General features: G+C 70.9%; 12 protein-coding genes. 4 read left to right on the plus strand and 8 right to left on the minus strand.

The window, feature by feature from the left end; all coding sequences use genetic code 11:
• Positions 1-22 precede the first annotated feature (22 nt).
• Positions 23-1,129, plus strand: a complete 1,107-nt coding sequence (locus ACX9TP_RS23885; RefSeq protein ID WP_482982035.1) for an AraC family transcriptional regulator — start codon at positions 23-25, stop codon at positions 1,127-1,129.
• A gap of 88 nt (positions 1,130-1,217) precedes the next feature.
• On the opposite strand, the gene ACX9TP_RS23890 is transcribed toward ACX9TP_RS23885, so the two are convergent.
• The 5 genes from ACX9TP_RS23890 to ACX9TP_RS23910 form a co-directional block, all read right to left on the minus strand.
• Positions 1,218-2,126: a fumarylacetoacetate hydrolase family protein gene (locus ACX9TP_RS23890; RefSeq protein ID WP_482982036.1), complete on the minus strand. Its 909-nt coding sequence runs from the start codon at positions 2,124-2,126 to the stop codon at positions 1,218-1,220.
• The gene (locus ACX9TP_RS23895) at positions 2,123-3,190 is read right to left on the minus strand and encodes a hypothetical protein (protein ID WP_482982037.1); all 1,068 of its coding nucleotides are present in this window, start codon (positions 3,188-3,190) and stop codon (positions 2,123-2,125) included. The genes ACX9TP_RS23890 and ACX9TP_RS23895 overlap by 4 nt, the downstream gene beginning before the upstream one ends.
• Positions 3,191-3,268: 78 nt before the next feature.
• Complete coding sequence (locus ACX9TP_RS23900; protein ID WP_482982038.1) at positions 3,269-3,823, minus strand: DUF2378 family protein; 555 nt, start codon at positions 3,821-3,823, stop codon at positions 3,269-3,271.
• 119 nt (positions 3,824-3,942) lie between these two features.
• Positions 3,943-4,671, minus strand: a complete 729-nt coding sequence (locus ACX9TP_RS23905; RefSeq protein ID WP_482982039.1) for an SDR family NAD(P)-dependent oxidoreductase — start codon at positions 4,669-4,671, stop codon at positions 3,943-3,945.
• 106 nt (positions 4,672-4,777) lie between these two features.
• A complete protein-coding gene (locus tag ACX9TP_RS23910) occupies positions 4,778-5,710 on the minus strand; it encodes a bifunctional helix-turn-helix transcriptional regulator/GNAT family N-acetyltransferase (protein WP_482982040.1) in 933 nt (310 codons plus the stop codon).
• A gap of 182 nt (positions 5,711-5,892) precedes the next feature.
• Between ACX9TP_RS23910 and ACX9TP_RS23915 the strand changes: the two genes are divergently transcribed.
• Positions 5,893-7,275 (plus strand): S8 family peptidase, encoded by a 1,383-nt coding sequence (locus ACX9TP_RS23915; RefSeq protein ID WP_482982041.1) that lies wholly within the window; start codon positions 5,893-5,895, stop codon positions 7,273-7,275.
• Between the two features lie 61 nt (positions 7,276-7,336).
• Here the strand turns inward: ACX9TP_RS23915 and ACX9TP_RS23920 are convergent, their stop codons facing one another.
• Positions 7,337-8,332: a bile acid:sodium symporter family protein gene (locus tag ACX9TP_RS23920; protein ID WP_482982042.1), complete on the minus strand. Its 996-nt coding sequence runs from the start codon at positions 8,330-8,332 to the stop codon at positions 7,337-7,339.
• 78 nt (positions 8,333-8,410) lie between these two features.
• Here ACX9TP_RS23920 and ACX9TP_RS23925 point away from each other — a divergent pair, with 78 nt between their 5' ends.
• Together ACX9TP_RS23925 and ACX9TP_RS23930 are read left to right on the plus strand one after the other, a co-directional pair.
• Positions 8,411-9,064 (plus strand): GNAT family N-acetyltransferase, encoded by a 654-nt coding sequence (locus ACX9TP_RS23925; RefSeq protein ID WP_482982043.1) that lies wholly within the window; start codon positions 8,411-8,413, stop codon positions 9,062-9,064.
• 139 nt (positions 9,065-9,203) lie between these two features.
• A complete protein-coding gene (locus ACX9TP_RS23930; protein ID WP_482982044.1) occupies positions 9,204-10,679 on the plus strand; it encodes a M16 family metallopeptidase in 1,476 nt (491 codons plus the stop codon).
• Positions 10,680-10,694: 15 nt separating this feature from the next.
• Here the strand turns inward: ACX9TP_RS23930 and ACX9TP_RS23935 are convergent, their stop codons facing one another.
• Positions 10,695-12,503: a hypothetical protein gene (locus ACX9TP_RS23935; RefSeq protein ID WP_482982045.1), complete on the minus strand. Its 1,809-nt coding sequence runs from the start codon at positions 12,501-12,503 to the stop codon at positions 10,695-10,697.
• A gap of 55 nt (positions 12,504-12,558) precedes the next feature.
• Complete coding sequence (locus tag ACX9TP_RS23940) at positions 12,559-13,026, minus strand: hypothetical protein (RefSeq protein WP_482982046.1); 468 nt, start codon at positions 13,024-13,026, stop codon at positions 12,559-12,561.
• Positions 13,027-13,062: the final 36 nt, after the last annotated feature.

Consider the following 13,062-nt stretch of genomic DNA (forward strand, 5'->3'; position numbering starts at 1 on the left):
CCGGGACCGCCAAAAGATTGGCATGCTTCGCCACCTCGCTGAGCCCGCGCTCGGCGCGTTCCGCATGGGCTCTCCATCTTCGAAATCGTCGCGCGGCCCGCTGACCCGGCGCGAGCCTCTGGCCCACCTCACGGCGTCGGTCGTCTTCGTGCGGATGCTCGCCCAGGCGGCGGCGGCGCGGGGCGAGCGCGTCGACGACCTGCTGGAGCACCACGGCGTCGCTCCCTCGCTCCTCGAGGAGCTCGATGCGCGAGTACCCCACGCCCTCCTCGTCGACTTGTGGGAGCAGGTGCCTCGCCGGCTCAATGACGCCGCGCTGGGCCTCCACCTTGCGCAGACGGTTCCGCTGGGGATCTTCGATCTGGTCGAGTACGGCATGCACCACAGTGCCGACCTCGCCGCGTGTTACCGGAAGCTGATCCGCTGGCAGCGCCTGCTGCACGACGCGGCCAGCTACCACCTCGAGCTGGAGGGCGACGTGGCTCGCATCTCCCACCGGCCTCCGCCTTCGCTCGCGGTCCCGCCCCACGCGACCGGCTTCATCCTGGCGAAGCTCTTGAGGATCGGCCAGCACCTGACGAGGGTGGCCTTCTCGCCACGCGGCGTCTCCCTTACCTACTCGCGCCCGGCGGACGACACCGAGCACACGCGGGTGTTCGGTGCGGTCGTGCGGTTCAGTCAGCCCTGTGCGCATCTCGAGTTCGATCGGGCCCTGCTCGACCTGCCCATCCAGGGCACGGATCCCCACCTTGCCTCCGTCCTGGACCGGTACGCGCAGCGCAGGCTCGAGGAGCTGCCGCAGGCCGTGGATCTGGTGGACGAACTGGGCCAACGCATCCGGCAGGCACTGCGCGGCACCGTACCGGACGCGGCGACGCTCGCGCGCCAGATGGGCATGAGCACCCGCACGCTGTCACGACGGCTCCACGAGCGCGGCCTCACCTTCCAGGAGGTGGCAGACCAGGCGCGGAGAGAGCTCGCGCTGCGGCACCTGCTCAACAAGGACATCAAGGTGCTCGAGGTCGCTTTCCTGCTGGGGTTTTCGGAGGTCAGCACCTTCTACCGGGCCTTTCGCCGCTGGACCGGCACCACGCCGGCTGCCTATCGGCGCGAGTCCGTGGGGGAGTGAGGCGCCTGCCGCTTCTCCGGATGCCGCCGCGTGCGTGTTTCCGGGGCATGCCGACCCCGACGTCGTAAACCGTCCGCGCCCCGTCAGCCTAGCCGATGGTGAAGCGGCGCCGGCCCAGCACCCCGCCGTCCATCTCCACCACGTCGCCCGGCTTCAGCATGCGAGGGTTGCGCGCATGGGTCCGCAGCGCGGCGGACAACCTCGCGCCCGCCGGCAGCAACGCGCCCACCTTGCGCTTCCACTGCGGCACGGTGAAGGCCACGCCCGACGGCGTCCCGGTGAGCACGACGTCTCCCTTCTCCAGCACGCCCGAGGCCGTGGCCCGCGCCGCCTGGTGCAGCATCTCGCGCGGCGACAGGGTGAGGTCCATCGTCCGGCCGTGCTGGCGCGGCTCGCCATTCACGGTGAGGGACAGCGTCACGTCCAGGCACGCCGCCGCCTGGGGCGTGTCCGGCATCCAGAGCAGCGGCCCTGGCACGAGGAACCCCGGGAAGCTCTTCGCCGCGCACCAGAAGGCCATCTTGTCCGGCCGGCCCTCGCCCAGCACCTGCACCGAGCGCGCCGTCACGTCGTTGGCGAGGAAGTACCCCACGGGCGGCGCGAAGCCGGGCCGCTCCAGGTCCGCGGCGCGCGCGTCCTCCAGCAGCAGCAGGCCCAGCTCCACCTCGTAGTCCATCAGCGGCGGCAGCGCGGAGGACCGCGACGCCAGCGAGGCCACCAGCCGCGCGTCCAGCCGCTCCACCGCCATCATCAGCGCATCGTGCGAGGGACTCTTCACCGTGTCGCCCTCGTGCAGCAGCGATGCCGGGTCCTTGGTGAAGATGGCCGGGCCGTCCGCCTCGCCGCCCGTCTCGTTGATGTGCGCCGCGTACGTGAGGCCGAGCGCATGGACGTGCCGGGGCGCCAGCTCCAGCGGGACGAGCTTCCCCGGCGTCCGATTCGTATTCAGCGCCCGCATGACCGCCGGCTGGGCCTCGGGCACCTTGCGCAGCCTCACAGCGCCTCCACGGCGCCACGGGGCGCCAGCTCGTCGAGCGAGGTGTCATCCCAGCCGAGGTACCGCACGCCCTCCAGCGGCTCGGGTGCGTGGAACTCCACCGCCCCCACCGCCGAGGTGAGCCGGCCCTCCGGACGCCATGCGGCGAAGGGGTGGGGGCGGGTGAACAGCTCCACCTCGCAGGTGGCCACGTCGCTCTGGGCCACGTGGACGTCCCAGCCTTCGGGGTCGCGATATGCGTACCCCGCCAGCGTCTTCGGGTCGCACCACGCGCGGCCCTTCATGGAGGCCGTGGCGGACGTCGCCTCGAAGCGCAGCTCGCCCGCGCGCGGCACCTCCATGCGGGTGAAGAACAGGCCCGGCACTTCGTGGAACGCGTGTGAGCGCCGCGTGGTGCGCAGGTGGATGGGCGTGAGGCGGGGAGGGAAGCCGCCGCGCTTCGGCAGCACGGAGAGCGCCTCCAGGGACGCCTTCGGGTCCTCGTTGAAGACGGGGACGTACAGCCACGTCAGCTCCTCGATGCGCCGGTGGCCCCACAGGTGCTTCTGCAGACCCGGCGCGCCCCGGACGTCGTACCGCCGGCCGTCCACCGTGACGGTGCCGGTGAAGGCGACGTCATCGTAGGCGTGCGCCACGTGTGTGGTGAGCGGCAGCAGGTCCGTGCCTCGCGGCGCGCGGCGCACCGCCGAGGACGTCTCCGGGGAGAAGCGCAGGTCCCAGTCGATGGCGTGCCCGCCCGAGGCCACCCGCCCATGGACGCGGCCCGGCCCCAGCTCCGAGTCGCCGATGCGGATGCCGAAGCGCTCCGGCGTGCCGGCGCTGAACTCGGAGATGGGGTGGAGGGACTTCAGCGCCACCGTGGGCGTGGGAGAGGCGCTGTCGAAGGCGGCGGCCCACACGGTGGCGCGGGGCTCGCCCGGGGCGCCGGGGGCGGGGGTGAAGAGGGTGTAGCGCAGCCACCAGGCGCGCTCCCCGTTCAGGTCGAGCACCACCAGGAACCAGATCTCGAAGAACCCTGGCTGGCCCTTCCAGCGCGGCAGGTTGGCGCGCTCGCTCGACGGCATATCGTCCCCCTCATGGACGGCCGCTGCGCCGTCCGATTCCCAACGCTCGCAGAGGGACGGTGTTCCCGGCAAGCCGTGTCAGCGGCCGGCCTCGTTCCACATCACCCGGTAGGTGGCGCTGTCGGCGTCGAACCGGCTCACCTCCACCGTCGTCTCGGGGGCGCCCGCGGCGCGGCCCATGGCCAGCATGACGCCCTGCTTGAAGTACCGCAGCGCGCCCGGCTCGTTGAGCCACACCTCGGCCTCGTTCGGGCCACGCTCGGTGATGCGCACCTCGGTGTAGTTGTTGCTCGTGCGGAAGCCGTGCTGGGCCTTCCAGAGCATCCGCCAGGGCCCCAGCAGCTTCATCACCCCGAGCAGGGCGCGCCCCATCATCGTGTCGCGGTAGCCGTCAATCATCCGCTCGCCGAGCATCCGCCACGCCACCGCCTCGGTCTCTTCCGGGTGCATGGCCTTCGCCGTCAGCGCCACGCAGCGGATCCACGTCTCCAGCGGGTACGCGGGGAGCAGCGGCCGGTCCAGGTCCAGGCCCTCCATCCGGAGCTGCTCCTTGAGCAGCGGGGAGACCCGCCCGGTCAGCCCCCGGACGAAGAGTCCCTCGACGATGGGTGGGAAGACGAGTCGCTCGGCCATGCGGGCATTCCATCCCCGGCCCGCCCCGTCGGGTCAAGTGCCACGGACACGGGACGGTGCGGCTCGAACGGGGGAGGAGGGCCTACCCCGTCGGTGCGCGGCACCGCCCCGTGACGGCGTCAGACGGCCGTCCAGCCTCCATCGAGGTCGAGCACCATGCCGGTGGCATACGCGTTCGTCGCCAGGAAGAAGGCGGCATCGGCCATGTCGCGCACGGTGCCGGGGCGCTTGAGGGGGATGCGGCTGACGAGGCCGTCCATGAAGGCGCCGAGCTGCTCGGGCGGGACATGCCAGTCGATGGCGGTGTCGCGCGTCAGGCCGGGGGAGAGGACGTTGACCCGGATGCCCCTGGGCGCCAGCTCGATGGCGAGGGAGCGGCCCATGGCATTGACGGCGCCGCACAGGCCGGCGCCGCCGGCGTAGTTCGGCAGGGCGGCATGGCCGGCGATACCGGAGCAGAAGAGGATGGAGCTGCCCGGGGCCATCTTCGGGACGGCGTAGTGGCAGGCGGAGAGCTGTCCGAAGAAGCGGTCGTTGAACAGGTCGCGCCAGGCCTTGGTGGGGACCTCTTCCACGGGGCCGAAGACGGCGCCACCGGCGCAGGTGACGAGCAGGTCCACACGGGGCACGGAGTCGATGAGCCGCTGGACCTGGGCGTCATCTCCGACGTCCGTGGGGAGGCTGCGGGCCTTGGGGCCCAGCTGCGCCGCGGCGGCGTCCAGCCGCTCCTTGCGGCGTCCGGCAATCACGACCTCCGCGCCCTCGCTGGCGAACCGCTCCGCGATGGCGAAGCCGATGCCCGTGCCACCTCCCGTGATGACCGCGATCTTTCCGTCCAATGCACCCATGACTGCCTCCGTGAGAAAGGTGCCGGGAGGAAAGCATGGCCCGGGCGAACTCCTGGCAATTGGTTGCGTGGCGCAAGGAAGGTGGCGGCCGGGGAGGGCACTGGCGCTACAGCTTCAGCTCCCACGTCTGGCCGACGAGGCCCTCTCCGAAGCTGTCATGTGGCTCGGAGTGCACGAGGACGAAGCCGGCCTGCTCATAGAGATGGCGGGCCGCGTGGAGCGTGTCGTTGGTCCACAGGCGCACCTTGCGGTAGCCGGCCTCGCGGGCGAAGCGCACGCACTCGTCCACCAGCCGTTTTCCGATTCCGAGCCCCCGCGCGGAGGGCTCCACGAGCAGCAGGCGCAGCTTCGCCACCGTCTTCGACTCCTTCACCAGGAACACCGAGCCGACATTCTCCCCGTCCCGCTCGGCAATCCAGCACCGCTCCCGCGCGGGCTCGAGCTCCTGGATGAACTTCGCGGCGATGCTCGCGACCAGCGCCTCGAAGCGCTCGTCCCAGCCGTACTCCTGGGAATACAGCACCCCGTGACGATGGATGACCCAGCCCATGTCACCCGGCCGGTGCTGCCGGAGGAGGTAGGGCGCCTTCTCCGACTCCGGCTTCCCTCCGAGCAGCTCCTCGATGGTCCGCATCGCCTCCAGCAGGCGCTTCTGCCGGGCCGGAGACAGCCGGGACAGCAGTGCTCCAATCTCCTCACTCGAGCGCGCATTGAGCCGGGCGAAGGCGTCCTGGCCGCGCCGGGTCAGCCGCATGAGGCTCTGTCGCCCGTCGGTCTCCGAGCGCTCCCGCGCCACGAGCCCCCGTGTGCCGAAGGCGCGCAGCACGCGGCTGAGATAGCCAGCGTCCAACCCCAGGTCCCGGCTCAGCTCCGCCGCCGTGGGCTGCTCCCGGTTCGCCAGCTCGTACAGCACCCGCACCTCGGTGAGGGAGAAGTCACTCTCCAGGTGTCCCTCGGGCAGGACACCAATCTTCTGCGTGTAGAAGCGGTTGAAGTGCCGCACCGCCGCCACGTTCCGCTCCTGCCTGGCCTCGCCCATGTCCGCGCTCCTTTCGGATTCGTTGCCATTGTCAACGAATTGGTTGCCTCAGGCAACCATCCGGGTGGGCGGCTCCACCAGGCCTGTCCCTTCGTCTTTTCAACCCATGGACCACTCCGGCGGAGCATGCTGGCCCGGAAGTGGGGCACACTGGTCCCACCTCCGCAACGCCAGGGGCTGCAATGACGCGTGTCATCCCGTGGAAGTGGCTTCGAGCGGCCTTCGCCGCCCTGGGCCTGGCGCTCATGTCCTGTCATGCGACGGAGCAGGAGGCGCCCTGCGCGCCGGCGCGGACGGCCTCGAAGTTCCTTCGCAGTGCCGCCCCGATACCCGGGCGCTACATCGTCGTGCTGAAGGAGGCGGCCTCCGGGCAGGTGGCGGCGGCAGCGCACACCTTGATGGCCCAGCAAGGCGGCGAGGTGGACTTCGTCTACGAGCATGCCCTGCGAGGCTTCGCGGCGAAGATGCCGGAGGCCACGGCGAGACGACTGGCGGAGGATCCGGCGGTCCAGTACGTGGAGGAGGATTCAGTGATGCGCGCGACGGCCACCCAGAGTGAGCCACCGTCCTGGGGGCTGGACCGGGTGGACCAGCTCAGCCTGCCGCTCGACAGCAGCTATACGTATGACCTGACCGGTGCGGGCGTGAACGTGTACGTGTTCGACTCGGGCATCCGCACCACCCACACGGACTTCGGTGGCCGCGCCTTCGAGGGTTTCACGGCCATCTCGGATGACTACGGGACGCGCGACTGCAATGGCCACGGGACGCACGTTGCGGCCACGGTGGCCGGCGCCTCGTACGGCGTGGCCAAGGAGGCGCGCGTGTACTCGGTGCGCGTCACGGATTGTGACCGCAATGGCGCCTTGTCGGGAATCGTCGCCGGGGTGAACTGGGTGAAGCGGCACCACACGAAGCCCGCGGTGGCCAACCTCAGCCTGAGTGGTCCTCCCAGCCGGACCCTGGATGATGCCATCCGGAGCGCCATGGACGCGGGCGTCACCTTTGTCGTCTCAGCGGGCAACGATAATGCGGATGCCTGCACCTTCTCGCCGAGCCGCGTGACAGCGGCACTGGTGGTGGCCGCCATGTGGCAGACAGACTCCCGCGTGGCCTACTCCAACCGGGGGCCGTGCGTGGACCTCTTCGCTCCGGGCGCCGACATCGTCTCGGCCTCGCACGTCGATGACACCCAGTCCGTCATCATGTCGGGCACCTCGATGGCCGCCCCTCATGTGACGGGCGCCGTGGCACTCTACCTGCAGAACAACCCCACGGCCCTGCCCTCCACGGTGCACGCGGCCATCCTCGACCGGGCCGTTCCCGGGGCGATAACCAACCCCAAGGACACCCCCAACCGGATGCTGCGCATTCCCGACCAGACGGTGCGCATGCCCGCGGAGCAGTGCGGTGATGGCTCCTGCGGCGAGGGCGAGGACGCGGCCTCCTGCGCGGTGGACTGCCGCGTGGCCGCGTGCGGCGATGGCGTCTGCCAGGAGGACGGCGAGGATTCCGCCAGCTGCCCGTCGGATTGCGGCGGTTGCGTCAACGGCGAGGGCTCCTGAGGCGAGGGCTCCTGTGCCGGTGGGCCGGCACGCCAGAACGCCTCCTCGCCGCGCATGACGCTCAGGAGGTGGGCCGTGTGTCCCGGCTCGCGTAGCGCTCGGCCAGCACCGAGCACACCAGCAGCTGGAGCTGGTGGTAGAACATCAGCGGCAGGACGATGAGCCCCAGGGCCGGGTGTGCACCGAAGATGAGCCGGGCCATGGGGACTCCGGAGGCCAGCGTCTTCTTGGAGCCACAGAAGACCGCGGCAATCTCATCCTCCTTCTCGAACCCGAGCCACCGCGTCACCGTGGTGCTCAGCGTCAGCACGAGTGCGAGGAGCAGCGTCACCCCGCCAAGCGTCACCGCCAGGATTCCGCCGCCGTAGTGGGTGAACAGCCCCGACTTCACCGAGTCACAGAACGAGGCGTAGACCAGCACCAGGATGAACACCCGGTCGAACATGTTCGTGTAGCGCCGGTAGCGCGCGAACCAGCCTCCCAGCACGGGCCGGAGCAGCTGGCCGATGACCAGCGGCAGCAGGAGCAGCCCCGCCAGCTTGAGGATGGCATCCCCCAGCGACAGCGACTGTCCCGTCGTCGTCGCCAGCAGGCTGACGAGCAGCGGCGTGAGCACGACGCCGAGCAGGCTGGACAGGCTCGCGTTGAAGATGGCCGCCGCCACGTTGCCCCGGGCCAGGCCCGTCATCGCGACCGAGGAGGAGATGGTCGAGGGCACCGCGCACAGGTACAGGAAGCCCAGCATCAGGTCCGGAGGAAGCCAGCGGCCCGCGACGAGGTCGAGCAGCAGCCAGAGCAGGGGGAACACCCCGAAGGTGAACGCCTGCACCACGAGGTGCAGCCGCCACTTCATGGCGCCGGCCTTCAGGTTCGCCAGCGGCAGCCCGAGCCCATACAGGAGGAACACCAGGAAGATGCCGACGTTGGCAACGACGTCCGCATGCAGCGTCCCGCCGGTGCGGCCGAAGTCGGGGAAGAGGGCGGCCAGTACGACGGCGACAATCATCCCGACCAGGAACCAATCCCGCACGAGCCGTTTCACGAGGCGCAGAGGCATGTGGGGGCTCAATACCCCGTGCGGCGTGAGAGCTCCACCGGCTTCCTCGGTGACACGAGGCCTTGTCCAGGGAGGGGCATGGTGGGCGTGCTACCGTCCGGCATCGCCATGACCGTGACTCTCCAGGAGCTGGGCCCGGAGCTGCTCGACCAGGTGGGCCCGATGTGCGCCCGCGCCTTCGACGACTACCCCTTCCTCGCGGAGCTGTTCCCCGGCGACTCGGAGACGCGCGCGAAGGTGTCCTCCCGCTTCTACAGCGCCACCGTCAGCGACTGCCTGGAGCACGGCACCGTCCACGCCCTGGTGGAGGACGGGCGGCTGGCCGGCGTCGCGGCCTGGCTGCGGCCGGGCGCCTTCCCCCAGTCGCTCCGGCGTCAGGCGGGATTCCTTCCGACGGTGTGGGCGGGCCTCCGCCACTTCCCGGGACGCGCACGGCTGGCGCTCCAGGCGCTCGCGCGGCTCGAGCGCTACCACCCGCATGCGCCTCCGCACTGGTACCTCGCGGCCATCGCCGTCGAGCCCTCCATGCAGGGACGTGGGCTCGGCGTGCGGTTGATGAAGCGCGGGCTGGAGCTGGCGGCCGAGAAGGGTGACCCCTGCTTCCTGGAGACGGCGAAGGCGTCCAACCGGGAGTGGTATCGCGGCTTCGGCTTCGACACCCAGCGCACCGAGCCATGCTTCGACGGCGGGCCGCCGCAGTGGTTCATGTGGCGGCCTCCGGAGGCGCCCTGAGCCCGGGCCTCGTCTGGAACGAGCTCTTCCGCCGAGACGTCCCGGTGCTGCTGTCCGAGCGCTCCGGCCGGCATTGCCCCGCGTGGGCGGACCCTGCCACTGTGCCGCTCCAACAATGATCTCTGAGGCGTCACGTGTGATGGCTTCCTCCCGCCATGCTTCCATGCCCTGCCTGCTCGTCCTGGTGCTGCTGTGGGGCTGCGCCACGGCGCCGCGGCCCGGTGCCGCTGCCAAGCCGAGGGCTCTGTCCAACGACGTCTTCCCCAGCGGGATGCGGCTGGTGGTGCGGGAGGACTCGCGGGCGAAGCTGATGACGATGTACGTGTCCTATCGCGCCGGCGCCACGGACGAGCCCGAGGGCAAGGAGGGCGTGGCGGAGCTGGCCGCGCGCCTGTCGTCGAGGGCCCGTCACGGCGGCGCGGGCACGCCGACATTGGAGGAACGGCTGATGGCCGCGGACGTGACGCCGCGGAGCACGATTACCTACGACGACACGGAGCTGTGGAGCTCCCTGTCACCGGAACGCTTCGCCCGGGCGGCGGCGCTGGAGGCCCAGCGAATGGCCGACCCGCTGGCGCACGTCACCGAGGAGGACTTCCGCCAGGTGCGCGCCCAGCAGCTCGACGAGCTGTGGGTGAGCCAGGAGGCGATGGACAAGGGGCCTTCGCGCAGGTGGCTGCACGAGAAGCTGCTGGCGGGCCATGTCTACGGCCGCCCCGTGCAGGGGACTCCCGAGTCGTTGGACCGTCTCACGCTGGAAGACGTTCGTGCCTTCGTGAAGGCGAACTACACCCCGGCCCATGCGGTGCTGGTGGTGTCCGGTCCGCTCCCGCTGGAGGAGGCCAGGTCGGGAATGGCCAGGGCCCTCGCCGGCCTCATGGGCGTGGGCACCGGGGCCCCCGCTTCCCCCGTCCAGCGCACTCCGCCTCCGGCCCCCGAAGACCCTCCCGAGAAAGCGCTGCTGGTGGTGATGCACGGGGCCGTGAGGGGGCCGCAGCTCCACTTCCTGCTGACGGTGCCGGGCCGCTACTCGGGGAGGTACGCCGAGGCACTGGTGGCGCGCGAGGTTCTGAAGCGGTGGCTGGACATGAGCCTTGAGCAGGACTCGCTCTTCCTTCGCGGGACCGCGACCGTCACGTACCAAGAGCTGGATGGGGTGACGCTGCTCCACTGCTCCCTGGTCGTGCGGCCGGGGATGCCGGAGAGCCTGGCGCGAGGCCGCGCTTCCTCGCTGCTGAGCTCGCTCGAGATCTTCGCCAACGGCATCACCGAGAGTCTGAGGGAACCCGCCAACGGGCCCCGCAGGCTCTTCCAGCACAAGTACGACCGCGTACCCATGCCATCCCGGAGGTACACCGAGGGCTGGGTGCGGGCGACGCTGAACCAGGAGCTCGAGCTGCAGGCGCGTACGGTCTCCGCCATGGACATCGCGCGGGTGGTGCGCGCCACCGGGAGGGTGGACCTCGGTGGCGTCCGAGAGGAGCAGGTGGCCAGGGCCCTCGCCGAGGGTGTCCTGCCCGCCTATCTGGAGCAGTACGTGCGCGCCGCGCGGATGCGGACGCTGGTTATCCTCCCGGAGCCCGGTGCCGCGCCGAGCCCCTTCATGAAGCGCTGAGACCCGACACGTTCGTCAGAGCCTCAAGGGCCCCAGCTCGTGAGGCACCGCCACAGCATGCCCTGGCGGTGGCAGCACCAGCGGCCGCAGCGCCCCGTCGTGCCAGCGCATGAAGCACAGCTCCGGTGACTCCAGGGGCCGGTCGAAGTCGAAGTGCACGCGCATCGGCCCGGCCTCGACGGACTCCTTCACGGTGACGCGGAGCCCGTGAAGGCGCACCTCCGTCCCGGGCGCTGGCGACACGTCCCGGTGCACCTGCTCCCAGAACCCGACCTTCCGCGCGTCCGTGCGCACCACGAGGTCGATGCTGCTGTCGGACGTTCGCTCCACTTCGTGGTCATGGGGCGCCGAGCTGAGCAACTGGAAGTGCCGGGGCGACCGGCCCAGGAGAATCATGGCCGCGGGGGCATAGCTGGCGATGGTGGGGTCCGCCGCGGCCACCAGGACGAGGGTGCCGGCACACGGTGGAGCCGCGCGAGCGATGCTCCACTGGGCCTCGGCAATCTGGCCGAGCACCACGCCCATGACCACCCGGAACAGCGGTCCCGTGAGGAAGTGCCCGAGCCCGAGGACAACGACCACCACCCGCAGCCCCAGGCGCGACAGCCCCGTGCGTCCCGGCTCTCGCGCGGCCTCCCAGCCCTGGACGAGCAGCGCGGCCACCAGCGCGCTGCCCGCCAGCAGGGGAATCACCAGCACCCGGCCACCGACGACGCCCACCGCCCCGGGAATGACCGAGAGCAGCCCGCCAGGCAGCAGCCAGCGCAGCGTGCTCCGCTCCAGCTCCGACAGGCGTGTGCGCAGGGCTCGGAGCAACAGCAGGGCTCCAAGCGTGACGACCGCCCCCCAGACAGCGAAGACGGGCTGCAGGGGCGGCACGGATGCGACGGCGTCGGAGGGCGTGGCCGCGACCAGCTCGCCCAGGAGGACGAGCACGCGCTGGCCCACGGTCCACAGGAAGGCCCCCGGCGCTCCCGCTGGCGTGAGGTACGCGGCGCTGCCTCGCGCGCCGTAGCCCCGGGCCGCGTAGAAGGTGAGGTACACCGCCACCACGACGGCAAATGGCGCCAGGGCCACGGCCGCGCGGCGCCAGCCCTCGCGACGGCCGAACACTTCATAGGCGCCGAGCAGCGCCACCACGCCGAACGCCGGCTCTCCCGCGAGCAGCGCCACCACGAGCAGCAGCGGGGCCAGGATGCGCCCCGGCCGCCAGCCGTCCTCCCGGGCGCGCAGGTGGAACGCCAGGGCCAGCACGCCCGGCACTCCGGACACGAGCGGATGCCGCGCCGCGAGCCATGCCAACGGCATCAGGTGCGCCGCGGCCACGGCGTAGCTGACCGTCGCCACCGCGGCCAGCGGCGGGGGCAGCAGGCGTCGGTGCAGCCAGCCCACCACCGCCACCATCCCCAGGAACCACAGGAGGCTGTGCAGGTGCGCGGGGAGGGGAGCGTCACCGAAGAGCCAGGCGTCCAGGGCGAGCAGCGCACTGGTCAGCGGCCGGAAGAACCGCACCGTCAGCACGTCGGACGTCCACCACGGCAGCAGGCCGGACTCCCGGAGCGCCGCCGGCGAGGTCTTCGCCGTGCCCACGAACTCGTAGAGGCTCAGCGGTCCCCAGTCGCCATACTCGCGGAGCTGCCCGGCGAGGATGATGCGGTGGAGCAGGTCATCGAGCAGGAGCCCCACGTTCAGCGAGGGCAACGACACCAGCACCCCGAGCCCCATGGCCAGGTACAGCGAGCGGGGCCAGCGCCACCAGGAACGCGCCCCCGTGGCTTCGTCTGTCCGTGGGCCTCCGCCCGCTGTGTCCCCGGTCTCTGGCATGAACGTGGCGCGCCTTCCTGTGCCGTGGCGATGAGCCCGCGGGCCTGCAAGCCGGTCAGTCAGCGGAGGCTACAGCTTCGCGCTCGCACGCGAGCACATCCTGGAGCTCCAGCCCCTGCCGTTCCCGGAAGCAGAGTCCGGCGAAGCGGGTCCGCCTTGCAAGGCGCGCGAGCTCATCAGGCAGGTCGTCGACCCGGAGCGGTTGCGTGGGAGCGGCGAGCAGCCTGTAGGGCCCGCTATAGACGCGCCAGTCGAAAGCGAAGACGCCACGCCGCGCCGCGGCGAGCCACTGCTCCACGGAGGCCGAGGTCTCGCTGGCGGTGCACCCTCCCGTTTCAGGCAGGCCCGCCAGCGCGTCTTCAGCGCTCGCGAAGTCCCCGCTTCGCTCCTCCACCCAGCGGGGCACCACGGCCGAGCCAAACGTCACCAGCCAGGCCACATGCCCGTCGGCATCCACCGCGAGCCACGAGAAGTCCATTCCGGCGAGCGGAGAGTCGGCGAACTCCGGGTGTGCAAGGGGCATGGTGTTGTTCATACCTCTTCCGCGTCACGACCTGGA

This window comes from Pyxidicoccus sp. M15 (assembly GCF_056858435.1).